The sequence below is a fragment of the Agarivorans sp. B2Z047 genome, assembly GCF_023373605.1.
In the GTDB taxonomy this organism is placed as follows: domain Bacteria; phylum Pseudomonadota; class Gammaproteobacteria; order Enterobacterales; family Celerinatantimonadaceae; genus Agarivorans; species Agarivorans albus.
The window spans coordinates 2,639,261-2,661,677 of record NZ_CP088080.1; the positions used below are offsets into that span (position 1 = coordinate 2,639,261).

Annotated in this window: 18 protein-coding genes; 8 read left to right on the top strand and 10 right to left on the bottom strand. The window is 44.4% G+C overall.

Translation table 11 applies throughout. The features are described from left to right. Together LQZ07_RS12230 and LQZ07_RS12235 are read right to left on the bottom strand one after the other, a co-directional pair. Complete coding sequence (locus LQZ07_RS12230) at positions 1–3,108, bottom strand: efflux RND transporter permease subunit (RefSeq protein WP_152782645.1); 3,108 nt, start codon at positions 3,106–3,108, stop codon at positions 1–3. Continuing rightward, positions 3,108–4,205, bottom strand: coding sequence for an efflux RND transporter periplasmic adaptor subunit (locus LQZ07_RS12235; RefSeq protein WP_152782648.1), 1,098 nt, complete (start codon positions 4,203–4,205; stop codon positions 3,108–3,110). The genes LQZ07_RS12230 and LQZ07_RS12235 overlap by 1 nt, the downstream gene beginning before the upstream one ends. A 218-nt stretch (positions 4,206–4,423) precedes the next feature. Here LQZ07_RS12235 and LQZ07_RS12240 point away from each other — a divergent pair, with 218 nt between their 5' ends. The 3 genes from LQZ07_RS12240 (at position 4,424) to LQZ07_RS12250 (ending at position 5,917) form a co-directional block, all read left to right on the top strand. Next, entirely contained in the window at positions 4,424–4,762 is a 339-nt protein-coding gene (locus tag LQZ07_RS12240) for a thioredoxin family protein (RefSeq protein WP_152782651.1), read from the top strand. Between the two features lie 137 nt (positions 4,763–4,899). Next, on the top strand, positions 4,900–5,388 hold the full coding sequence (locus LQZ07_RS12245; protein WP_152782655.1) for a YcxB family protein: 489 nt from the start codon (positions 4,900–4,902) through the stop codon (positions 5,386–5,388). A gap of 145 nt (positions 5,389–5,533) precedes the next feature. Continuing rightward, positions 5,534–5,917 carry a VOC family protein gene (locus tag LQZ07_RS12250; protein ID WP_152782658.1) on the top strand — a complete coding sequence of 128 codons (384 nt, stop codon included), beginning with the start codon at positions 5,534–5,536 and terminating at the stop codon, positions 5,915–5,917. A gap of 65 nt (positions 5,918–5,982) precedes the next feature. On the opposite strand, the gene LQZ07_RS12255 is transcribed toward LQZ07_RS12250, so the two are convergent. Next, entirely contained in the window at positions 5,983–7,119 is a 1,137-nt protein-coding gene (locus LQZ07_RS12255; protein WP_152782661.1) for a C45 family autoproteolytic acyltransferase/hydolase, read from the bottom strand. A 140-nt stretch (positions 7,120–7,259) separates the two neighbouring features. Then, a complete protein-coding gene (locus tag LQZ07_RS12260; protein ID WP_152782664.1) occupies positions 7,260–8,465 on the bottom strand; it encodes an MFS transporter in 1,206 nt (401 codons plus the stop codon). A gap of 187 nt (positions 8,466–8,652) precedes the next feature. On the opposite strand from LQZ07_RS12260, the gene LQZ07_RS12265 reads away from it, so the two are divergent. Beyond that, positions 8,653–8,973 (top strand): DUF1330 domain-containing protein, encoded by a 321-nt coding sequence (locus LQZ07_RS12265; RefSeq protein WP_152782666.1) that lies wholly within the window; start codon positions 8,653–8,655, stop codon positions 8,971–8,973. A gap of 54 nt (positions 8,974–9,027) precedes the next feature. On the opposite strand, the gene LQZ07_RS12270 is transcribed toward LQZ07_RS12265, so the two are convergent. Continuing rightward, complete coding sequence (locus LQZ07_RS12270; protein ID WP_152782668.1) at positions 9,028–12,135, bottom strand: RICIN domain-containing protein; 3,108 nt, start codon at positions 12,133–12,135, stop codon at positions 9,028–9,030. Between the two features lie 153 nt (positions 12,136–12,288). Then, on the bottom strand, positions 12,289–16,308 hold the full coding sequence (locus LQZ07_RS12275; protein ID WP_152782671.1) for a carbohydrate-binding protein: 4,020 nt from the start codon (positions 16,306–16,308) through the stop codon (positions 12,289–12,291). 795 nt (positions 16,309–17,103) lie between these two features. On the opposite strand from LQZ07_RS12275, the gene LQZ07_RS12280 reads away from it, so the two are divergent. Beyond that, positions 17,104–17,433, top strand: coding sequence for a hypothetical protein (locus LQZ07_RS12280; RefSeq protein WP_152782674.1), 330 nt, complete (start codon positions 17,104–17,106; stop codon positions 17,431–17,433). On the opposite strand, the gene LQZ07_RS12285 is transcribed toward LQZ07_RS12280, so the two are convergent. Continuing rightward, positions 17,430–17,870 carry a hypothetical protein gene (locus LQZ07_RS12285; protein WP_152782677.1) on the bottom strand — a complete coding sequence of 147 codons (441 nt, stop codon included), beginning with the start codon at positions 17,868–17,870 and terminating at the stop codon, positions 17,430–17,432. The two genes, LQZ07_RS12280 and LQZ07_RS12285, sit on opposite strands and share 4 nt — an antisense overlap. A 1-nt stretch (position 17,871) precedes the next feature. Further along, a complete protein-coding gene (locus tag LQZ07_RS12290; RefSeq protein WP_152782680.1) occupies positions 17,872–18,180 on the bottom strand; it encodes a hypothetical protein in 309 nt (102 codons plus the stop codon). A gap of 43 nt (positions 18,181–18,223) precedes the next feature. On the opposite strand from LQZ07_RS12290, the gene LQZ07_RS12295 reads away from it, so the two are divergent. Next, the gene (locus tag LQZ07_RS12295) at positions 18,224–18,682 is read left to right on the top strand and encodes a carboxymuconolactone decarboxylase family protein (RefSeq protein WP_152782682.1); all 459 of its coding nucleotides are present in this window, start codon (positions 18,224–18,226) and stop codon (positions 18,680–18,682) included. Between the two features lie 157 nt (positions 18,683–18,839). Next, on the top strand, positions 18,840–19,466 hold the full coding sequence (locus LQZ07_RS12300; RefSeq protein WP_152782685.1) for a helix-turn-helix domain-containing protein: 627 nt from the start codon (positions 18,840–18,842) through the stop codon (positions 19,464–19,466). A 6-nt stretch (positions 19,467–19,472) separates the two neighbouring features. On the opposite strand, the gene LQZ07_RS12305 is transcribed toward LQZ07_RS12300, so the two are convergent. Beyond that, positions 19,473–19,862 (bottom strand): carboxymuconolactone decarboxylase family protein, encoded by a 390-nt coding sequence (locus LQZ07_RS12305; protein WP_152782687.1) that lies wholly within the window; start codon positions 19,860–19,862, stop codon positions 19,473–19,475. A 71-nt stretch (positions 19,863–19,933) separates the two neighbouring features. Next, positions 19,934–20,824: a LysR family transcriptional regulator gene (locus LQZ07_RS12310; protein WP_152782689.1), complete on the bottom strand. Its 891-nt coding sequence runs from the start codon at positions 20,822–20,824 to the stop codon at positions 19,934–19,936. Positions 20,825–21,037: 213 nt separating this feature from the next. On the opposite strand from LQZ07_RS12310, the gene LQZ07_RS12315 reads away from it, so the two are divergent. Continuing rightward, positions 21,038–22,234, top strand: a complete 1,197-nt coding sequence (locus LQZ07_RS12315; protein WP_152782691.1) for an MFS transporter — start codon at positions 21,038–21,040, stop codon at positions 22,232–22,234. Positions 22,235–22,417 lie beyond the last annotated feature (183 nt).

Here is a 22,417-nt window from a genome sequence, read left to right on the forward strand (position 1 = left end):
TTAAACCTTAGTGGCTTGTTTGTCGGCAGCGATTTGCTGATTAAGTTGCTCGCCAACATGGCCGGGTGAATGAGTTGAGCGTGCTAATAGCTGATACATTGCTGGTATCACCAGTAAGCTTACAATCGAAGCAAAGGCCATTCCGAACAATACCACTGTACCTACTGATATTCGGCTTTCTGCTCCCGCTCCAGTAGAGACAATTAAGGGGATTGCACCAGCTACCGTGGTAAAGGCTGTCATGGTAATTGGGCGTAAGCGCCTTGATGCGGCTTGCACAATTGCTTGGTTAAACTCAATGCCTCGGTCACGAAGTTGGTTGGCGTACTCAACAATGAGAATGCCATTTTTGGTAACCATGCCAATGAGCATGATCATGGCAATTTGGCTGTAAATATTGAGGCTTTCGCCCATGAAATACATGCCAGCTAGGCCACCAAATATTCCCATCGGTACGGTAAGCATTACCACCATTGGGTTGATGAAGCTTTCAAATTGGGCGGCAAGCACTAAATAGGCAACTAATATGGCTAAGCAGAAAATAATAAAGGTACTACTTTGATTTTCTTTGTAGTCTTTAGATTCTCCGCTGTAGGCAATAGATATGTCGCTAGGCAGTTGCTCAATGGCAACCTGTTCTAGGTAGTCTAGTGCTTCGCCTAGGGTGTGGCCTTGATTAAGCGTACCCGAAACAGTCACCGCTCGCTGTTTGTCTAAGCGGCTTAGTCGGCTGGCAGAGGCTATTTCTTCTAGTTGGGTTACGCTATCTAGGGTTACCAAGCTACCGTTTGCTGCACGTAGGTAAATTTTGCTTAAATCGCTGGCGCTGTTAAAGCCTTCTTCGCCTCCACGCAGGTAAACGTCGTATTCTTCGCCTCTGTCTACAAAGGTAGTTTCGCTGCGGCCTCCTAACATTACCTCTAATGTGTCGGAAATGTCGCTAACACTTACGCCTAACTCGGCGGCGCGTTGGCGGTCAATTTTTACAATAAGCTCTGGGGTTTTTTCAGAGTAGTTAATATCTACCGTACTAATCGCAGGGTGTGCTTCGGCGGCTTGCATAACTACTTGGCCCCAATGGTTTAGCTCTTCAAAGCTTGAACCCGCCAATACAAATTGAATAGGGTCGTTTGATTTTCCTCTAAAGCCTGGCTGCATGGGTCGAATAGAAATGTCAGCGATGTTAGACAGTGTTTTACGCAGCAGGTTAACCACATCACCGGCATTTTGTTCGCGTTCTGCCCAGTCTTCTAGTTGAACAATAATAAAGGCGGTGTTGTCGCCGGCGCGGCCACCAAATGCTGGGGTTTGCATGTTAAATGACTTAATCACGCCATTGCCAACCAAGGGCATAATTTGCTGCTCTACTTGGTCCATGTTGGTGGTCATACGGTCGTAGCTAGTACCTTCGGCACCCTTGATCATGATGAATACCACGCCTCTGTCTTCAACCGGCGCAAGTTGTGAGGGGATAGCTTGCATAAACGCAACACTGCCAAGCACACACAGTACAATGGAGGTAGGCCCCGCAGTGCGAGTCGCGATAATTTTGTTTAGCAGAGTTTGATAAGCAGGGATCAATTTTGCGAACGCTGCATCCATCATTTTGCTTATACGGCTAGGTTTAGCATTGTGACGCAACAGTTTACTGCTGAGCACCGGGGTAAGAGTTAGTGCAATAAACGAAGAGAAAATAACGGCTACCGATAGCAATACCGAAAACTCGGTAAACATTTTACCTACCATGCCGTCCATGTAGGCAATGGGCAAAAACACCATAACCAAAACCAGAGTGGTAGCAATAACGGCAAAACCAACTTCACGGGTACCGCGATAGGCTGCTAGCAAGGGCGGGGTGCCTTGTTCGATGTGGTGGTAAATATTTTCTACTACCACAATGGCATCATCCACTACTAAGCCAATGGCAAGAATAAGCGCCATTAAGGTAATTAGGTTGATGGAAAAGCCAAAGCTTTGTGCGGCGATAAAGGTGGCAATTAGCGATACCGGTACGGTAATCGCAGGAATAATCGTTACTCGCGCTTGGCCTAGGAAAATATATAGCACTAACACAACTAAGCCACCGGTGATCATTAAGGTTTGGTAGACCTCGTCGATGGCTTGGTCGATGAACACCGTGGCATCGTAATCTACTTTTAGCTCGGTGCCTTCGGGTACGAAACGTTGTAAACGCTCAACCTCGTTTGCAACCATGGTGGCTACATTAAGTGGGTTAGCATCTAATTGCGTAACAATGCCTAGGCTTAGGTTTAAGATGCCATCACTTTTAAAGGTGGAGTTTTCGTTCTCGGCACCAACAAATACGCTAGCCACATCTTTTAGATAAACGTGAGTGCCGTCTTCACTGGTTCTAATTCGCAGGTAGTCAAAATCTTCTGGCTCGGCATAGAGTCGCTCGGTGCGTACCGACATCACCGTGGTATCGTTTCTTATTTCACCGCCGGGTAGCTCGAGGTTTTCGCTTTTTAATGCAGTAACAATGTCGCTAGGAGTAACTTGTCGACCGGCCATTAAGGTGGGGTCGAGTTTTACATACATTACTTTGTATAATGCACCGGTAAGTTCTACCGAGCTTACTCCGCTAATAAGGTTAAAACGATCTACCAATACGCGCTCTGCGTAGTCGGTTAGCTCGGTGCGATCCATCTTATTAGAGTTTAGGTTGATATAGATAGAAGCTTCGCCGCTTCCGTTGTCTTTAGACACTACCGGATCAGTAATATCATCTGGCAAACTACGCTTCGCTCGCTCAACGGCGTCACGCACATCGCTCACACCCTCGGTTAAGGGCCAACCCAGTAAAAAGGTTACGGTTACCCGCGACATACCATTTCGAGACACGGAATCAATTTGATCAATACCACTAATGCCCGATAATTGGTCCTCAATTACCGAGGTTATTTGGCTGTCGATAATGGTGGCAGACACGCCTTCGTAACGGGTGCTTATGGTAACAACTGGGTTTTCTACATCTGGCATTTCTCGCACAGCCAATTGGCTAAACGAAGCAATACCAAAAACACACAGCAACAAGCTTAATACAATGGCAACAACAGGGCGTTTTACCGAAATGTCAGACAGCAGCATTAAATTGGCTCCTGAGTGGCTTTTTCATCGGCGAGTTGTTTCGACTTAGCGACTTTGGTGTCTACTTGTTTAATCCGAGCGCCGTCGCGAATATTCACTAGGCCTTGTACTACAATGTTGTCATTTAATGCTAAACCTTGGTCGATTAGTACGTAGTTATTAATACGCGCACCTAGCTGAACTTCGGTGCGATGAGCAATATTGTTTTCTCCAACCACATATACAAACCGTTTGGTGCCAGAGTATTCAATAGCCTGCACAGGGATCATTGCTTGAGTGGCTGCTGGCAAGGTGAGCTTAGCGCGCATCATCATGCCCGGTTTTAATTGCTTATTGGTGTTGTCGAAGTTAACTCGCACAGTGAGGTTAAGGGTATTGCTGTCTACTCGCGGGTCTATGGCGTCGATGGTGCCTTCAAAGATCTGCTGCGGCCAAGCCGGGGTTGTGGCTTGTATAGGCATGCCTTTGGATAATAGAGACAAATATTGGTCGGGCACATTTAGGTCGAGTTGTAGGCTTGATAAGTTGTCTAAGCTGAGTAGCGATTGATTTGCGTTAATCAGTTCACCGTTACTGATGTTGATTAAACCAGTAACCCCAGTAAAAGGCGCGGTAAGGGTGTGATCATCAAACTCAGATTGCGCTGACTGTAATCTTGCTTTGGCAATCGTTACGCTGGCCAGTTGCGCATCAAAACTGGTTTGCGAAACCGCCTTACGTTTTAACAGTTGTTCAAATTCATACAGTTTGCGTTGCTCGTCGGCCAAGTAGGCTCTTGCTTCTGCCAAGGCTGCACTGGCTTTTAAGTCGTTTAGCTTAACTAATACGTCGCCAGCTTGAACTCGTTGATTAGAGCGCACATTGATTTGATTAATCTTGCCGCTGACTTCTGCAGCAATAGCCACCGACTGTTCGGCATCCAAGGTGCCAATTAAGCTCAGGTTTTGAGCTAGGCTATGTTGTTGCACTTGCTCTGTTGTTACCAAAGTGGGGGCAAGGCTACGCGCTGGGTTGCCATTTGTAGACTGCTGATTGATCACTATTAGAGCGATCATGCAAATAATGAGAACTGGCGGTAAAACATAACGTAAGTACATGGGAGTCCATCGAGCTTAAAAATGAATAGCTATTTTACGTTGTTTAGGTTTCTGTTTAGGTAAACTAATGTAAAGATATGCAAAGGTTTGCCTTTCTATGTGCTGTGTAATGAGCGCGGCTTATTTATTTATGCTTTAGTGTTGATGTAATGTAGATTTTTACGTGGCTATGTGAGCTTTAACCAGTGAGTAAGCTTAGGCGATTTGGAGGAACAACGATGAAAGCAAGTAAGAAGGGTTTTAACCCAGAGTACCAAGAAGAAGCGCCTAGCAGCGAGGATTTAGCAGCATTAAGTGGATATGCAGTATTAGAGTTTGGTGCGCCTTGGTGTGGCCATTGTAAAGCTGCTGCCAGTGCGGTTGAGTCGGTGTTATCTTCTAAAGATTTACCACACATTAAGGTGTTTGACGGCAAAGGTAAGCGCTTAGGGCGATCATTTCAGGTTAAGCTTTGGCCAACACTTATACTGCTTGAATCGGGTAAGGAAGTGGCACGAGTAGTAAGGCCGGTTGCTGTCAGCGATGTACAAGCGCTATTCGCAGCACTAGAAAACTAAGCTTTTGCTACAGCTTTACAGTTAACTTAAGTAAAATGCTCAAGTTAATTTTTAGCCAGGCTATTTTGATAAGCCAACACCCGATAGGCCAATAGTAGCCTTGGTGTTATTCCTCCTCCCAATTATTAAGTGTTGTTATGCAAGCTTTTAAAACGCAGTTTACGCTGTCACGCCAATACCTCGCCGAATGTTTTGATCAAACATCGCCCTTTGAAAAAAAGTCCGCTATAAAGAAGTGGTTTCCTGCCTTGCTGCTATTAGTAGGTTTAGCGCTGTTGATGTTTACCGAACAACCCAAAGTAGCGGGTAGCATGCTAATTGGTTTAGCGGTACTAGAGTTAATTCATACTCGCTTTAAACGAGCGTGGTGGCTAACCCGACAAATGTGGGGACGCAGCGCTAATAGTGAGATAAAACTTAGCATTAACAATGAAGGCATAGAGACACAAAACCCTTACACCAAAACCAGCCTAGCTTGGGACAATGTAGAAACGGTAGTTGAAACAGAGCTTGGCATTATTTTGGTGGCTAAAACAGGCGGTCGACAATATTTGTCGAAGTCTTTGTTTCCAGAAGAGCTGGTGGCAGAAATAATTGTTAAGTTTAAAGCGGTTGAAGAAGATTAGTTGTTTGTGCAAGTTAGGTAGTTTTAGTGAGTGATCGAGTAGCGGTTTGCGAATAATAGAGAGTCAACAGCAAGATCATTCTATATCTTGGTTGCTTGGAATTTTAAGCTGATTGCAGTTTGTTTTATAAACTAAAGGGCAAAGTATGTTTAGCCACGTAATGATTGGTACTAACGATTTAGCACGTTCAAAAGCATTTTATGACCAGATTATGCAAGTGCTTGGGTATAACGAAGGTGTGATGGATGCTAAAGGTCGCTGTATGTATGCCACTGCATCGGGAGTGTTGGGCTTAACTAAGCCAATTAATGGCGAAGACGCCACTAATGGTAATGGGATGACAGTGGGGTTTTTAGCTAGTAACCCAAAGATGGTGGATACCTGGCACGCAGTGGGGCTTGCTAATGGTGGAACTGCAATCGAAGAGCCACCGGGCATAAGAGGTAAAGCGCCACGAAAACTTTATATGGCGTATTTGCGTGACCCCGATGGTAATAAGATATGCGCAACCCATTTTGTGCTCGATTAGCATTATGCACTTAACGAAATAAAAACCAGCGACTTTAGCCGCTGGTTTTTTTTGTTTAGGCCGGGTTAAAAACACACTTTAGTGTATTTGCTAAATAGCGGGTTATCGCCCGACACGTAAGCACAACCTTGCTTAGTATCAAAAATCATTGATTCAACAGTGACAAAATCTTTGTCGTAAAGGGTAATGTTGATTGGTTTTTGCTTAAGGATGTATTTCATCCCTTGCACAGTTTTTTCTTTACTAAAGTCTACGAAGTTTTGCGCTGCTTGTTCGCGAGCAAAGCTATCGACAAAGGTTTGGTTTGCCTCTGTCATGCTCATGGTTTCAAGCATTGTTTGTTTCATTTTTGCATTGTGGTTAGCGTGGCCAATGCCACCGTCTCCACGTACTAGAACAGTAGCATCTACCGACATTTCTATAGCACCATGGTCGCCAGAATCATCGGCGACGGTAAAGTTCATGGCTACTGGTGTGGTGTAATGCTTAAGTTTGTTAAAGGCATCTTCAACACTGGTTGATGAAGTAATCGCTGCAAACACAGCATCTATGGTTACAATATTTTTGGTGTTTATATCTGCAGTGGTGCCGCTAGGCTCGCCCATAATATTTAGCACCACGCCAACGTGTTTACCCATTCCTTGAAAATGACTCCCGTCGGTGGGTATAAAGATAGTATCGTCGGTCTTGATCACACGGGTAGGGTAGTTAAGTAAGTGGTCGATCCCTAGGTCATTGTTTTGCGCAACAATGCCGGTATCTGCAAAGGCAAGTGTTGTGCAACCGCGCATTTTAGTGGCTGCGTCAGAAAGTGTTTGCTTAGTGTTGGCCTGCATAATCGACTTGTTTACTGACCAGTCCATTTGCAATGCTGCGGCATATAGCTCGTGTACTTCTACTCCTCGAATTTCTGCTTGGCGTTCCATCATCGCGGCATATTTAGGGGCTATTGCTTGGTTGTTTGCTACTGCATTTTTAGCTAGCTTGAGTACTTCGGCGTCCGGCGTTAGGCGGTCAAACTTAGCAAGTGTTTGTGCTAAGGCTTCTGCGCTTTGGCCGCTTAAGTCGATAAGCTCTGCGCCGTTTTGATGGGCTGCACGTTGAGGCTGGTAATAATCTAACTTATCGCCAGCTTTCATGTCGGCTAAAGCATGCGTTGAGAGCAACGCGAGTGTAACAACAGTTAATATAGATTTTTTCATAGTTCGCACCAAGGGGGTTAAGAATGTTTGGTGAGACCAGATTATCAACTGCTGTTTCTAAAGTTTGTAACGATAAAGTGCCAGTATTCCAATACTTGGAAAGTCCATGAATTGAATATATCGGGAAAACTTAGCGTCGACTAGTTATGGTTATTTACCCGTAGTCGCTTACCTTTTGCCGCTAGCGCACAGAATACAGTACAAGCCACGCCAAACAGAGCAATGATTAAGAGTGGTAAGCTCCAAGTCCCTGTTGAGGTATGGATAAAACCTATAAGCGAAGGGCCGGTGGCCGCTAAAGCATAACCAAAGCTTTGCGACATGCCCGACAGTGCGGCTGCTTGTTGAGTATTTGTTGTTTTATGGCCAATAAAACTTAGCGCTACAATAAACGTAGCGCAGTTGCTTAGGCCGAATAATCCTACCCATAATATGGCTAAACCGGGTGCTAATATCATCCCCAGCAAACTAAATACTACGCTAGATGCACACAGTGTTATAAGCAAAGTATGGTTTCTTAGCTTGGCCAAAATGGGCATCAACACCAGGCCTGGCACCATGGTAGAAAACTGCAAAAATCCATATATATAACCAGCATCTAATTCGCTGTAGCCAACATCGTTCAGTATTTTAGGCAGCCATCCAGCAAAGGCGTAAAAGGTAAAAGAGTTGATGCCAAGCGCTAAGGTAACAAACCAAGCTACCGGTAAAGGCAGCAGTGAAGTGATGGACACAGACTCGCTATGTTGCTCTGCTTGGTGCTGCTGTCTCGATTTAGTTGTAAGCTTTGGTAGCCAGAATAATAGGGCGGCTAAGGGAAAGATAAGGTTAAAGGCTAACGCGAATTGCCAACCAAATAGCTGTTCTGGCGCTTGTTGCGATAAGGGCACCATCACACTTGCTGCCAAGGTTGAACCCACACCCATTACAAAAATGTACAGCGATGAAACCTCAGAAATGCGCTCTGGGAAGAACTTTTTAACTACCGCTGGCAGTAGTACATTACCAAAAGCGATGCCTGCGCCCATTACTACAGTGCCCAAATATAAGGGCGAAACTAAACCCATTGAACGAACCGTGACACCAAGTGCCACGCAAAATAGCGAAATTACCAAGGCTTTTTCTAAGCCAAGGTTTTGCGCTAATTTAGGCGCTAAAGATGAAAAAACCGCCAAGGATATTAACGGAAGCGCAGTCACAAACCCCGCCTGAGCAGCAGACAGTGAAAGGCTTTCCATAATTTGCTCTAGCACTGGGGCTAAGCTGGTAAACGGTGCTCTTAAATTAAGGGCCACTAAAAACACGCCTAACAGCGTGAGCAATGTAAAGGGTGATAAGCGAGGCATCTTGAGTACTACTAAGATAAAACTAGATTTTACATCAAACTAGCGAATTTGTATTACATATTTGTGGCTTACGAAATAGCAAAGTTTTGTTGGCGCTTAAGCTTGGCGATTGCTAAAAGCTGGGTGTAGAGTAGATAACAGATTAATAGATTACATTGTTGGTTTCAGCGAAGCCTTGGAGAGGTGTATGTCTTACGAAATATTAGTGGGTTTGCAAGTCATAGATGATGCTAAGTACGCAGAGTATCGAGCAGCAATGAAGCCAATATTGGCTGATTATCAGGGCCACTTTGTTTATGACTTTAAAGTGTCGGAGGTGCTCAAGACCGAGCAACAAGATTCGCTTGAACAAAGTAATATTAATCGCGTTTTTACCATTAACTTTAGTAGCGAAGAAAACAAGGACAGTTTTTTTGCCGACCCAAATTATCAGCTAGTTAAAGATCAGTATTTTGTTAGCTCTGTAGCAAGCACGACGATTATCTCTGCCTACCATAAAGTTGATTAGACTTATGCAAACGTATAAAGCTCGCAGCTTATGCGAGCTTTATATTTTTAGCACCTACTTGAAAGTGAACTGTTGATTGTCGCCGTTGTAACAAGCCCACTGTAATAGACGAGTTCCATTAGCGGTTGATTTACCTTCTGCGTCTAGGCATTTATCACTTTTCCTTGCGATTAACTCAAAATTACCATTGTCTTTGGGGTTAATCTTCCAATGTTGATTCTGATTGTTGGGCATGCACGACCATTGGTGAACAGTTGCTCCATCGGCCTTGGAGCCATTGTTTAAATCAACACACTTTTCGCTGCGTTGCGACTGAATTAGGTACCAACCATCATCCGCTGGAATAAATTTAAAGCGTTGATTTAGGTTGCCAGTATTACAATCCCATTGGTGATAGGTCGCGCCATTTGCAGTGTTGCCATTGGCAAGATCGAAACAGCGACCGCTGTGGGCGAGTTCGAGGTTGGTCCAACTTGCCGGAACCGCATTGCCGTTTTGCTTGGCATTTACCACGATGCGATGGTTAATAATGTCGTGAGCTTCACGCCATGTTTCACCTTCTGGAATTAGCATCGCTCTAAACTCGTAATCGCCGCTGGGCAGCTCGCCTGGTACTTCAAACCCAAACCAGGTGTCTTGATTGGTGGCGGAATGAACCACTTTTTGCTGCTTGGCAACGGTTGTCCAAGTAGTGCGACTCACTAAATGTAGTTGTAAGTCTTGGGTGTTGGTAGCGGAGTAATTAACTGCAACCGAGATTTGCTGTCCGGCATCTATTGTAGAAGGCACGGTAATGCCACTTAGGCTGTTTTCGGTGTTAGCTTGCTGACTGGTTTTTACTAGATATACGTCGTAGGGCTCAAGCTCAAATTGTTGAGCATGCATGTTGCCGGTGATTAGGTCTTTTACTTGGTGGGACAAATCTAAACTGAGTTTACGTTTGTCTTTACTAACATTAATGATGGATAGGGTGGTATCGCCACTGTCGTCGGTAAACTGCCTAACAAACACACCATAAGCCGCTTGGTTTTGCATATCTGTAATTTGAAAGTCTACCTTACGTGGTGTGGCTAAGGATTTTACATTGCTTGCCAACTCGTCGGCCATATCAAATACACCGCCTAAAGTTATGTCGGCGTAAGAAGGCATTTGGAGCTGATTGCGTGGGTTACCATGTTGGTTTTTAACAAAGGAGTCTTGACGATTTACCAATATTTTCTTTGCTGCATGATCCTGCAATGCTTTGTAGGCCCAATAGCTTAGGTAGGGAGTAGGCGGGACAACTACCACCTTATCGCTGCTTAAAGTATTTAGCTCAGAAGCAGTAATAAAGCCGACGTCTACATTCAGCATTTTTAGCGCTTCATAGACTTTAGTAAGTTTATCAATGTAGCTGCTATCTTGAATGGCAGAATCTTCGGAATAAAAAATGCGGAAGGTGGTATCGTAATCGACTAAATGGCTGAAGCTTTCGGCGTGGGCATTTAGTTCTTTCATGGTACGGCCGTAAGCATCCATTACTAGAGGTTGCGTAGTAGGCTCTGAAACAAAAATCGAGTTTACAGTGCTAGGATCTCCGTTTTCTTTACGTCCCCACACCCAAGCTGTGTTCATTTTCATGCCGTGGGTGTGCCCTAACCACAGGCCTGCGCGCACGTAGTTTGGGTCCATATCAAAGTGTTGCCATTCGGCAGATAAACCATGCCATTCGGAGTCGTAAAAGGGCTTGTTAGGCGCAATGCTACGGTAGAAATCTAAGCCTCTCGACTGTTCTACCCATTCGATGCTGTAACGCTCTCTAAATTCAAACTCTTTATTTCTAAAGTTGACTAAATCGCGAGGGCCCATACTAAAGTCAGATCCCATTACATCTTGTAACTTAGCCAATGCTTCAATGTCGATGCCGTGATCTCGCCACTCAGAGCTCATAATCCAACCCAACAATTTAATGGTTACTTTGGCTTGTGGATCGTGTTGTTGAACGTTGCGTTTTAAAAAGCTAAACCATTCGGTGACACGTGCCATGTTGAATTTGCACCAGTCGTACCAAATGGGTCCACCTTGTAACGATTTGGCAATAGGAATAGTTAGGCCATCTTTAGCTTGGGCAAAATTACTATACTGGGTGCCGTATGCTTGGTTTAAATCGCTAATACTGTTGTATTGCTGTTGTAACCAGTTTTGGTATTTTTGTTTAGTGGTATTTGATACCCTCTTGTCTGCATACCAACCGCCTTCGCGTGTTGCAAAATGTGGTTCGTTAGCGAGTAAGTGGATTCTTTCGCCTTCACCAGCATGTCCCTTAGTTGCAGGAATATAGTGCTGCATGAGTTGTTGGTACCAACTGCGAATACTGCTGTTGTCGATATCAAAGGGAACAAAATAGCGGCCGGTTTCAAAAGCTTCTGGTGCTGCTTCTTTCTGCCAAGCGCTCGTATTGTATCCAAGGAAAAATACCTTAGGATCCATGTATTTGGCATTTTGCGACTGTAAGCTTTCTACAGCACTGTTTACTGCCCAGTTATGTAAACCGCCACTTTCTTTAAGTTCTGATACTGGGTAATAGTCACCGCCAATTCTGCCAAAAGCATCGATGTAGTTGTTCTCGCTAGGTAACCAATTAAAGCTACTGGGATAAACAACTTGGTTGTTAATGGTAAATTTATCGCCACTAAGCTTAACGGGCCCGCTGCTAAAGTCGGTAGGAGCTTGCAATACTAAACTGCCATTCATTTGAGCTTGGAGTTCTTGTACGGCACGCTCTGCAACGGTAATGCTGTCTTTTAGTTCTTCAAAGGGAATATTTTGCGAGTAGTTACTCGGTATATATTCGTTCCACCATATGGCATCTACTTTGGCTTGAATGATTTGTGGATTTTGTCGGTCAAACTCAGCGTATTTTAAGAACAGATCTACTACCGCCTTAGACACGTTGGCATAGTCGGTGTTGTGGCCTTGTTGCTCTGCTTGGGCAATGGATTGAATAAGCTGATTTCGGGCAGTTTGTGCCTGAGATTTTAAGTTTTGGTAGGTGGCGTTATCGGTGGCGTCACCCCATTGCCACGCCTGGGCTAATGGCATATTTAGGCTAAGTGCCAGCAAACTCGTATAACCCAGTTTTACGAGTGCGGAATTGCAGCTGTTTAGGCGTAAAGCGTTCATGAGATATCCTTATGTTTTTATTGTAAGCGCTAATCTAATAAAGAGAAATAAGTACTTTGGCTGTGTAAATAACGATTTAAAAAAAGCGCCACTCAGGGGAAGTGGCGCTTTTGCTTACGGTCTTGGTGCTAGGGCCAAGAACTTGCTAAGGCATTAGCGTTGTGGCGGGGCGGAGAAGTCCCAAACCACTATGCTGGCAACCGTTAGCTCACCGTTATGTTTGAAGTCAACATTTACGGTGTTGTTGGTAGAGAGGTACTCTACCGGTACAGGAATTTCTAACGTTGCAAAGTAACGGTCAGAAGAGTACTTAGCAGGGCCGCGCCAATCGATAGGTGTAGTTACGTCGTTACCATTAACCGTTAGTGAGTTAATAGTAAGCAATCCGCCTTCTTTATCATCTTGGTCTGGGAACAAGGCTACAGTTAAACGTAGCATTGCTTCAGCAGCGCCATTAGGTACAACAAGGTTGTTAACCTTAACGGTTTTAGCACCACCATTTACGCTTATGCGATGTGGTACCGAGCCGCCACTAACACTTTCGCCAAAGTATTTGTGTTCAGTTACTTTTTGGTTAACGGCAACGTTGTTGCTTAAGGTGTAGCGTAGAACTGCGGTTCCATCAGCTGCTAAGGTTAGGCTAGAAGGAAGCTGTTTCTTATGGCGGCGTTCAAGCTTGGTATGCTCTACACCGTCAAAGTACATTTGACGTAGTTCAACATTGCTGACATTTAGGCCAGTTAAACCTGCAACGTTTAGGTTAACGGTCGTGTCGTAATCTTCTAGGTTGTTGATGATTACAAACAACTCTTTTCCGTCTACATAAGCATTAACTTGAACATCAGGATCGCTTGAGTGAGCGTCAACACGTGTTCCATCTACGTCTGCCCAAAGTTCAAAGAACTTAATGTAAGAAGACCACTGCCAATCACCATTGTTTAGCTCAGACTCCATCATCATTGAGTAGTGGTAAGGTGCAGTACAGTTAACTGTTGCATCGTAACCACAACCCGCAGGCTTGTAGCCCCACAATGGTTTAGCTGGCGTAAACGGCATAGACTTAATTACGTAGTCTGGACGTTGTAAGAACTGCATTAACATGCCGTTAAAGGCTTTTAAGTTCTCGATGTCGTAACGTTCTTCGTGAGGAAGTTCGTCCCAAGCACCTTGTACAGCGCCGTACTCAGACATAACAATTGGTTTACGATTTTCTAAACCACCAAGGTTAACGTCAGACCACTCCATCATGTCTAACATGGCTTGCACATGGCCGCCACGGCGAACCGTACCCGCTTGTCCATTTAGGTCTTTACTTGGCCAGTCGTAGATATGTACAGCGTAGAAGTCCATATCTGCGCCCGCTTCTTCCATAAAGCCACGCCACATAACATCCCACTGATACCAATCGCTTTCGCGAGTATCGTCTACTGTGGTTTGCATTGCTTCGGTGAACATTGCACAGGCTTCTTCGTCTACCCAAGCACATAGGTAGTCGTCTTGGTGACGAGAGATACCATCACGACGATAGAAGTCGTGTTGACCCCAGGTCATACCGCCAATCATCGGTGCTTCGTCACCCAGTGCTTGTCTAATTTCTTGAGCAACCAAAGAGTGGTAACGCCAAATGTCTTCTTGGTTGGTAACCATGAACTGACCGGTTTTCATCAACATGTCTGGTTCGTTAATGACTTCCCAGAACTTAGGCATTGGCTCACCAACATTTCCGTTTTGAGAGTTAGCGTAGTAGTTGGCTAGGTAATGACCCATCCATTTTGCTGAGGTCTCAATAGTTTTTGGCTGCCAACCGGTAGATGTCATACCGTTGTCGTACCAGCTTAAGGTAGGGTAGGTAGGATGCGGGTTAGTACCAGCAATTAACTCAGTTTTTTCTGGCGAAAAACGCTTGTAGAACTCGTTGTTAGCGTAATCTTCGCGCAGTACTTTACCGCGATTAACCATCCAGTCCATATCTGGCGTATTAGCTACATTTGGATCTTGAGCGGTTTCTTTGAAGCGCCAAGTTGCTGTTCCGTTGTCACGGCCCATGTATACGTCTAGCGTATTTAGGATGTAGTTCAAACGGTCGCTGTGGCCATTCCAATCTTGCTCAAAGATGGTACTGTGCATTGTCATATGGCGGCTACGGCCAAAGTCAGATACACCGTTCACTTCATGCATGATATTGGCATTTACACTTACTGATACAGTTTCGCCGTTGCTTAGTTGCGAACTTGAGCAACCTTCTGCGTTAGCAAACTCGTCGATAGGTGTATTGGGGCAAATATCTACACTGTCGGCTACGCCATCTTCGTCGGCATCACTGCCTGCAACGGGACAACCTGTTGGTGTTACATTTTGACCAAATGGCGTGTTTGGACATTGATCAATGGTGTTTGGTACTCCATCAAAATCATCGTCGTCACCGCCAGTGCTAGTACAGCCAATGTCATCTACAAAGGCGCCTGGTGGTGTGTTAGGGCATTGATCTATGCGATCATTGATGCCGTCTTCGTCGCTGTCTTTTTGTGATGGCGTACAACCGTTTGCATCTGCAACTTCGTCACTAGGGCTGCTAGCACAAAGGTCATCTACGTCGGGAACACCGTCATTGTCACCGTCGATAGCTAGGTCAACATTGCCTACACGGCTAAAGCTAATACTATCGATGTTGAACTGAAAGTCAGCTGAACCAGCGCCGTAAATACGGATAGTGTTAGTGCCACTAAATATGTTGAATCTACCATTGCCTGGTTGGGTGTAGAACACGTCCCAGTCGCCGCCAACACTATTAACGGTTGTTACATTTTTAACTGCTAATTGGCCATTGTGATCAGTAAGCATTAGGCCCACCGCTGTATCACTTAAAGTGCCTGTGGCAACTCGGTAACTGGCGTCGTATAAACCACCGGTTTCAAGTTTGACGTAAAACTCTAAGTAATCACCAGAGTTAAAGTAATTAACAGCCTTACCGTTATCGATATCATAAATACCTACTTCGCCACCTACTGCTTGGTAGTTTTCTGCTTCTAAGGTGAAGCTGCCTTCTACTTCAACAGGGTCTGTGCCATTGCCTGGTGGTATCACTACAGGTGGATCTGTCGGGTCCGTAGGATCGGTTGGGTCCGTTGGATCGGTTGGGTCCGTTGGATCGGTTGGGTCCGTTGGATCGGTTGGGTCTGTAGGATCAGTTGGCTCCGTATAATCACCTTCACGTAATAAGGCGAAGCTGGCTAGGTTCCACTGCCAGTCATTGGTCCCTGAAGCATTTAAGCGCAATTGCACTGAACCACTAGGAATTGACAATAAATAACTTGGTTTGAGAGACTGGAAATTGTCCCAGCCACCTGCAGCTACCGAAGACTTACCTACAGACGCCCAACCGTTACCAGTATTTAGCAATACTTCAATTTCTACACCTGCATCAAGCGCCGTAGCAATTAAGTATTCAATGCTGTAATCACCTGACTCAGCAATGTTTAGGTCGTAATCTACGTAGTCACCCTTGTTAATGTAATTAATCGCACTTACACCATTAGCGGTATAAGTACTTACAGGAGAAGGTTGACCATCGGCAAAGGTACCACCACTACCAGTAAAGCTGGTGGCTTGGGTAATCAGTGCTGCTGGAGGCAACACCACTGGCGGTTCGGGATCTACCGGTTCATCGCCAACTTTTTGCAGCGTGAAGTAGTCTAAGTTCCATTGCCAGTCATTGGCGCCAGAGGCAGCAATTCGAATATCCACCTGGCCACTAGGTAGCTCTACCGTATGAGTAGGGGCGAGTAATTGAAAATTGTCCCAGCCAGCTGCTGGCACTGTCGTTCTTCCTTGAGAAACCCAAGCGGCACCACTTTTTACTAATACTTCAATTTCTGCACCGTTTGCTATATCGGTGCCAATTAAGTATTCGATGTTGTAGGTACCGGCTTCAGCGATATTCACCTGATAGTCTAGGTAGTCGCCTTTGTTTACAAAGTTTATTGCAGTCGCACCATTTACTGTATAGGTGCTTACTGCTGCAATTTGGCCGTCATCGAAGGTTCCGCCAATCATCACGAAATCTTCGGCCTCTACTCGTATTGCTTCGCCAGCTGCTGCTGAACATACACCTATGCTCAGTATTGAACTGACAGCAAAGCAGAGCGGAGCCATTTTCTTTGCCTTGATAGTCATAAAACTTCCTATGTTTATATCCTAGTTATTTATTTGCGTTTGTTACTTCTCGATTATCTAAACGCGATATGCTCAAAATTTGGTATACCAATTTTGGTTCCCTTAATAAGTTGTTCTGTGCTTAAACGAATGAAGTGGTTTACTTGGTAGTACTTGATAGCAGCCAAGTATTTAAGCTGTTGAGCTTAAATAATATGATTGCGCTATTTTTGATACTGACCACTTGTTGCCACTCCCTTGGTTAAGCGATTTAAGAAATACCGTCCTCCTTGTGGTTAATTGGTTTCCCTAAATAACGCCAATAGGTTGACCAGTAATTGGGTTTGCAGGCAAATAAATAGCATTACTGGTTATCCAAAATCTAGAGGTTGATCACAATTGGTTGATCAATATTTATTTCGAGAGGGTGAATAAATACTTGCTTTGGTGATTTGTGCGGCAGTTCAAAAATTGTACTTCTGTTGTTTCATGGCAGGATTTAACTAAAAGTCGTGCGCTATACTGGTCGGATTTGTCTTTCTTTTAACTCATTGTTTCATATTATTTAAATGCATCTTATTGATAGTGGTAGCGATAAAATCAACAGTGTATCCACTAATGACCAAATGATTTTGTTGTTCGATATTTATACTGCCTGCCATTGTTGACTCATTTGAAAATATGCAGTTGGTTTGCATGGGCAGTTTGATATTTAACCAGTGTTTTTAAAGGCTTATCAACAAGCTTGTTAATGATTTAAACTATGCAGCGGCGACACTGCATAGGTGTAAGGTTGAGAAAAAGGAGAGAAGTAGGGTGACTATTGTATTTCGAGTGTTTTTGGCCACGTTTCTCTTGGTAAGCCTATTTTTTTGCTCAAATCGCACTGCGCAATACCCTAATCAAACGATGCAGGGTTACTGGATATACGGCTTCGAAACTTCTTTGTTCGAAAGCTGCCAAGGTGAACTGTTTTGGATGTGGTCTAGTGCTGATGTACAAGGCCAATACCAGCTCGAAGGGTACCGAAACCCAGTAGTTGTTCAGGGCTACGTTTTACCACCCAGCCCAGAGCAAAACATGCAGTCCTATTTACCGGAATTTAAGGTAGTTAAAATGCAGTTGCTCGAGCAGGTTTGCAGTTAGCTCTGTTTAACTATTTTTCCAGTGAAGCGGATTTTTTCAGCTTGGATTAACGCATCATGGAAGCCTTTAGTGGTAAAGCTAGCATTGTTAAAGCTTACTGTTTTTAAGCGGTTAAACGAGGAGTTAACAATCGCTTTATCTTTAATCTTTTTAGGGATTAATGAACAGTGCTTGTTATGTTGCTTTAACTCAAAAGTAACCAATTTACCGGCCACATGATGTTGCTGTTGGGTGCTGGTGCAACTGCCATTAATGGTGCTAGATATAATGACGCCGCCATCAGCGAAACTAAACTCTGCGATGTAACCTTGATCTTGGCTTAATACAGCGGCGTTGTTGTTGCTAGCTACTTGCCAATGCTCAGCTAAGTTTTCAATCTTGGCAAAAGCGCTGGTTGATATTAGCAGGCCAATAATGGCTAATTGATATCTGTTCATCTTAATCACGCTCGCAGTTAAAGATTTTGCCTGTATCGGTATCTTGTAGGCACTCATATTCAATACCATCTTTGTAGATGTCGATTTCTACGATATGTGCACTAGCAGTTTGGCTAAGCATTAAGGTGCAAATAAACGCAGATAGTAAGGCTGTTTTATAGGTTTTTATGGTGATTGTCTCGCTGCTAATAGGTAATGAGACAATTTTGCGGTGAAGACTAAAATATAGCCAATTAGCACCTTTAAGTTTACCTAATAGCAAACGCAATACAGATGTGTGATGTCGAAAATCTTCAATAATTGTAAGCAAGGTTTAATTAAGCTGGATTTTCATTATTGAAGGGAGGTTAAGCATGACTAAAGTTAATTACTTTGCAGAAGCACCAAAGGCTATGCAGATTTTATTCGAGCAAGAAGAGTATCTAAAAAGCCAGTTTGCAGACCAGCAGGCGCTTGGCATGAAGCTATTAGAGCTGGTTAAGTTGCGGGTATCGCAAATTAACCAATGCGCATTCTGTATTGATATGCATAGTAAAGATGCCGAGAGTGCAGGCGAAAGTTGGCAGCGTTTAATTGGCTTAAGTGCATGGCGAGAAGCCCCGTATTACTCGGTAAATGAACGGCTGGCTTTAGAATGCGCCGAACGCTTAACGGCATGTACAGGCTTAGACGATGAGCTTTACCAAAAAGCGCTAGACGCCTTTGGCGCAAAGGCATTGGTAGATTTAAGCATTGCAATTAATGCCATCAACAGTTGGAATAGAATTGCAATCACCTTTAAACCCGAGGTAGGCAGTTATAAACCCAGCTAAGCAAATTATTCACCAGCTTGAGCAGCAGTTTCTGTTTAGTTTATTTAAGCCAAAAGGACAGCTAGCTCAAGCCATACAAGGCCTGTAGTCTGCTTCCGTTGAGGCGCAGCAGCGAGCACCGCTTACCCGTTGGCTGCATGCCGACGGCTGTAGCGGGGTGCTGTTTAACTTAGGCCCACCAATAAGGCTTGAAGGTAAGTCTTATTCTTCTGGGGTGATTGTGTTACCAGTGAACACCACTGCGCGAAGCATCACCTTGTCAGCGGATACCCAGCTAGCGGGTTTTCGCTTTAATCCTGGTGTAAGTGTCGGGTTCTTTGGCAAATTAGTAAGACGTGACGCTGAAGATATCGACGCCTCATTGCTGAAAAAATTGCAGCTGCTACATCAAAGCTTAGTGACAACTAGCGGGCATAACGCACGGATAGTATTAATGTATAAGTGGTTACAGCAGCACCTCGGCATACATCATTGCCCACCACAATTGTTTAAAGACGCTATTGAGTTGGTAGAACATGCTCAAGAGATAGGTTTGGTGTCTGATGAATTAGCGCTTAGCCAGCGGCAACTAGAACGCCAGTTTAAAGCGTTAACCGGTATGACACCCAAACAATGGCAGCGAACCATTAGAGTAAAAAATACTTTTATGGCCTTAAAAAAGCAGCCAGATATAGAGCTGGCTGCGCTTGCTGTTAATCAGGGCTTTTCCGACCAAGCGCATATGACACGAGAGTGTAAAACCATTGGCAAAATCACCCCAAAACAGTATCTAAAACTGTTGTAGAAATGCTTATTCGGGCTTAATGATTCCACGCTCTTCAAATACTTGTTTAGCGACTAACATGCCGTTAATAGCAGCTGGAAACCCAGCATATACTGCCATTTGCAAAATCACTTCAGTCACCTCTTTTGGGCTACAGCCTACATTAAGGGCGCCATGGATATGTACCGCCAGTTGGGGGGCACAATTGCCCATTGCGGTTAGTGCTGATACCGTTGCTATCTCTCGTGATTTAAGGTCTAGATCCTCGCGGCTGTATATGTCGCCAAAGGGAAACTCTATGATGAATTTGGCCAGATCTGGGCAAATACTGGCGAGGCTATTGATCACATTGTGGCCTGCTTCGCCGTCTATTTCGCTTAGCTTATCAAAGCCACGTTGGTATCTTGTTTGTTCCATTGACCACTCCATTAATCTAAGGCTAAGTCTCAAGCCTAGACCTTGGAGCTAGCTCCAAGTCAAGCCGTAACTTACAAGTTTAACCGAGGTTTAATAAAATCAATGAACGCGGTGATACGCCGAGCGACTTTAGATGAACGGTAGTACACAGCATTAATTTGTCGCTGATTAGTTTCTTCCACCAACAAGGCCGGGAACAAACTCACTAGCGTTCCTTGCTCGATATCGTGTTTAACCATAAATCCCGACAAACACGCAATGCCGTTGCCACTCAACGCTAGTTGGCGAATGGTTTCTCCGCTACTAGCTGTAATGGCAGGTGTCATCGATTTAAACCCTTTTAATGGCCAATGGTTTAGCACCTTAGCTCCGCTAAAACCGATTAACTCATGTTCGTGTAATTGTGATACTTGCAGGGGCGAGCCACGTTTTTCGAGGTAAGCTGGAGAGGCGACAATATACAAATTACTCACGCCTATGGGCCGAGCATGCAGGGTGGAGTCTGCTAATGTGCCTATGCGGATCGCTAAATCGGTTTTCTTCTCCAGTAAGTCCACAAAGCCGTCGTTGGTATTTAGTTCTAGTTCTATATTGGGGAAGGCGAGTTTAAAATCATTTATTAGGGGAACGAGTTGATGAATGACAAACGGGCTTGCAGCATCAACTCGCAGCCTACCTTGAGGCAATTCACCCTTACTAATAATATCTTCTTCAGCTTGTTGAATTTGGCTTAATCCAATTCGTACTGCTTCTATAAACTGGCGGCCTTCGTCGGTTTGTACCACCCGTCTGGTGGTTCGGTTAAGAATAGTAATGCCTAGTTGCTTTTCTATTTTGCTAACCGCTCTAGATACCTTAGCAACTTGTATATCTAAGGCATCTGCGGCAGCCGAGAAGCCTCCGCTATCAACTACAGCCAACAAAATTTCAAGATCATCAGAGCGATTTTTTAGGTTAAACATCAGCAACTCTTTGTGGAGAAATCAACAAAAGTGAATGTTTAATACTAGTGTTTATTACAAAAGTTTTCTTAGATTTATCGCTTTTTTACTTACACTTTCTACAAAAGTATTTTGTTGATACTGCCATTTCTGACAAAAGTTAATTAACTAATAATGCTTGCCATCAACTGTTGCGCAACGCAACAGCCTAATCGATGACGAGAGATTACTGTTATGCCTTTAGCTTTATTTGCACTTACTTTAAGTGCCTTTGCCATTGGAACCACCGAGTTTGTGATAGTGGGGTTGATTCCTACTATGGCCCAAGACTTAGCGGTTTCCTTACCTTCTGCTGGATTGTTAGTGAGCTTGTATGCCTTAGGTGTTGCAGTTGGCGCGCCAGTGTTAACCGCCTTAACCGGCAAGTGGCCACGTAAACAAGTGCTGCTGGCGGTGATGAGTTTATTTGTCGCTGGCAATTTATTAGCTTGGCAGGCCCCGAGTTATGAAACCTTAGTGGGTGCGCGAATTCTTACAGGTTTAGCCCACGGCGTGTTCTTTTCTATAGGTTCGACCATCGCAACGGGTTTAGTGGCAAAAGAAAAAGCCGCTAGCGCTATAGCCATTATGTTTACCGGACTAACGGTATCGCTTGTTACTGGTGTGCCTTTGGGCACTTACATTGGCCAACATTTTGGTTGGGAAACCACATTTTTGGTAGTAGCTATTTTAGGTTTAATTGCACTTATTGGCAGCGCTGTTTTGGTACCGAGTAATTTGAAGCAAGCGCCTGCCACCAAATTATCAGAGCAAGTTAAAGTATTAACAGAGCCTCGATTGTTGTTGGTATATGCAATAACCGCTATAGGTTATGGCGGTTCGTTCACTGCGTTTACCTTTTTAGCGTCTATCTTGCAGGACGTAAGTGGATTTAACGCCAGCGCCATTAGCTTGATTATGTTGGTGTATGGCGTGTCGGTCGCTTTTGGTAACATTTGGGGTGGAAAAATGGCTGACCGTTTAGGCCCAACTAAAGCACTAAGCTGGATATTCTTAGGTTTAGCCTCGGTACTGTTGGTATTCAACTTTACCGCGGTTAACCCCATCACCGCAGTATTAACCATTCTAGTGTGGGGGGCTTTTGCCTTTGGCAATGTGCCGGGCTTACAGGTTTATGTGGTGAAGTTGGCCGAGCAATATACGCCCAACGCAGTGGATGTTGCCTCCGGTTTAAACATTGCCGCGTTTAACGTAGGCATTGCTATAGGCGCTTGGGGCGGCGGAATGATAGTTGCCAATGCTGGGGTAGAACATACTCCTTGGGCTGGAGCATTGATTGTTGTTGGCGCTTTATTGCTAACCCGTTTAAGTGCAGCCTTGGATAACAAACAAAAGCAATCTGCTAAATCTGAGCTTTGCCAAGCGGCATAAACCATTGTTGAATCTTAAGGAGCCTATTGGCTCCTTTTTTTGTTGTTTCACGTGGTGGTATTGACTGGCCAATGGTTAGGGTAAAAGCTTTAAGCAAAACTGATAGGTGCTAATTCTAGTTGTTAAGGATAGCGATTTACCATAAGCAAACAAGGATGATTAACCAATTGCAAAAACGCTAAG

Excerpts from the sequence above, each read along its gene's own strand:
- LQZ07_RS12230 (WP_152782645.1), bottom strand. The coding sequence starts at position 3,108 with ATGCTGCTGTCTGACATTTCGGTAAAACGCCCTGTTGTTGCCATTGTA.
- LQZ07_RS12235 (WP_152782648.1), bottom strand. The coding sequence starts at position 4,205 with ATGTACTTACGTTATGTTTTACCGCCAGTTCTCATTATTTGCATGATC.
- LQZ07_RS12240 (WP_152782651.1), top strand. The coding sequence starts at position 4,424 with ATGAAAGCAAGTAAGAAGGGTTTTAACCCAGAGTACCAAGAAGAAGCG.
- LQZ07_RS12245 (WP_152782655.1), top strand. The coding sequence starts at position 4,900 with ATGCAAGCTTTTAAAACGCAGTTTACGCTGTCACGCCAATACCTCGCC.
- LQZ07_RS12250 (WP_152782658.1), top strand. The coding sequence starts at position 5,534 with ATGTTTAGCCACGTAATGATTGGTACTAACGATTTAGCACGTTCAAAA.
- LQZ07_RS12255 (WP_152782661.1), bottom strand. The coding sequence starts at position 7,119 with ATGAAAAAATCTATATTAACTGTTGTTACACTCGCGTTGCTCTCAACG.
- LQZ07_RS12260 (WP_152782664.1), bottom strand. The coding sequence starts at position 8,465 with ATGCCTCGCTTATCACCCTTTACATTGCTCACGCTGTTAGGCGTGTTT.
- LQZ07_RS12265 (WP_152782666.1), top strand. The coding sequence starts at position 8,653 with ATGTCTTACGAAATATTAGTGGGTTTGCAAGTCATAGATGATGCTAAG.
- LQZ07_RS12270 (WP_152782668.1), bottom strand. The coding sequence starts at position 12,135 with ATGAACGCTTTACGCCTAAACAGCTGCAATTCCGCACTCGTAAAACTG.
- LQZ07_RS12275 (WP_152782671.1), bottom strand. The coding sequence starts at position 16,308 with ATGACTATCAAGGCAAAGAAAATGGCTCCGCTCTGCTTTGCTGTCAGT.
- LQZ07_RS12285 (WP_152782677.1), bottom strand. The coding sequence starts at position 17,870 with ATGAACAGATATCAATTAGCCATTATTGGCCTGCTAATATCAACCAGC.
- LQZ07_RS12295 (WP_152782682.1), top strand. The coding sequence starts at position 18,224 with ATGACTAAAGTTAATTACTTTGCAGAAGCACCAAAGGCTATGCAGATT.
- LQZ07_RS12305 (WP_152782687.1), bottom strand. The coding sequence starts at position 19,862 with ATGGAACAAACAAGATACCAACGTGGCTTTGATAAGCTAAGCGAAATA.
- LQZ07_RS12310 (WP_152782689.1), bottom strand. The coding sequence starts at position 20,824 with ATGTTTAACCTAAAAAATCGCTCTGATGATCTTGAAATTTTGTTGGCT.
- LQZ07_RS12315 (WP_152782691.1), top strand. The coding sequence starts at position 21,038 with ATGCCTTTAGCTTTATTTGCACTTACTTTAAGTGCCTTTGCCATTGGA.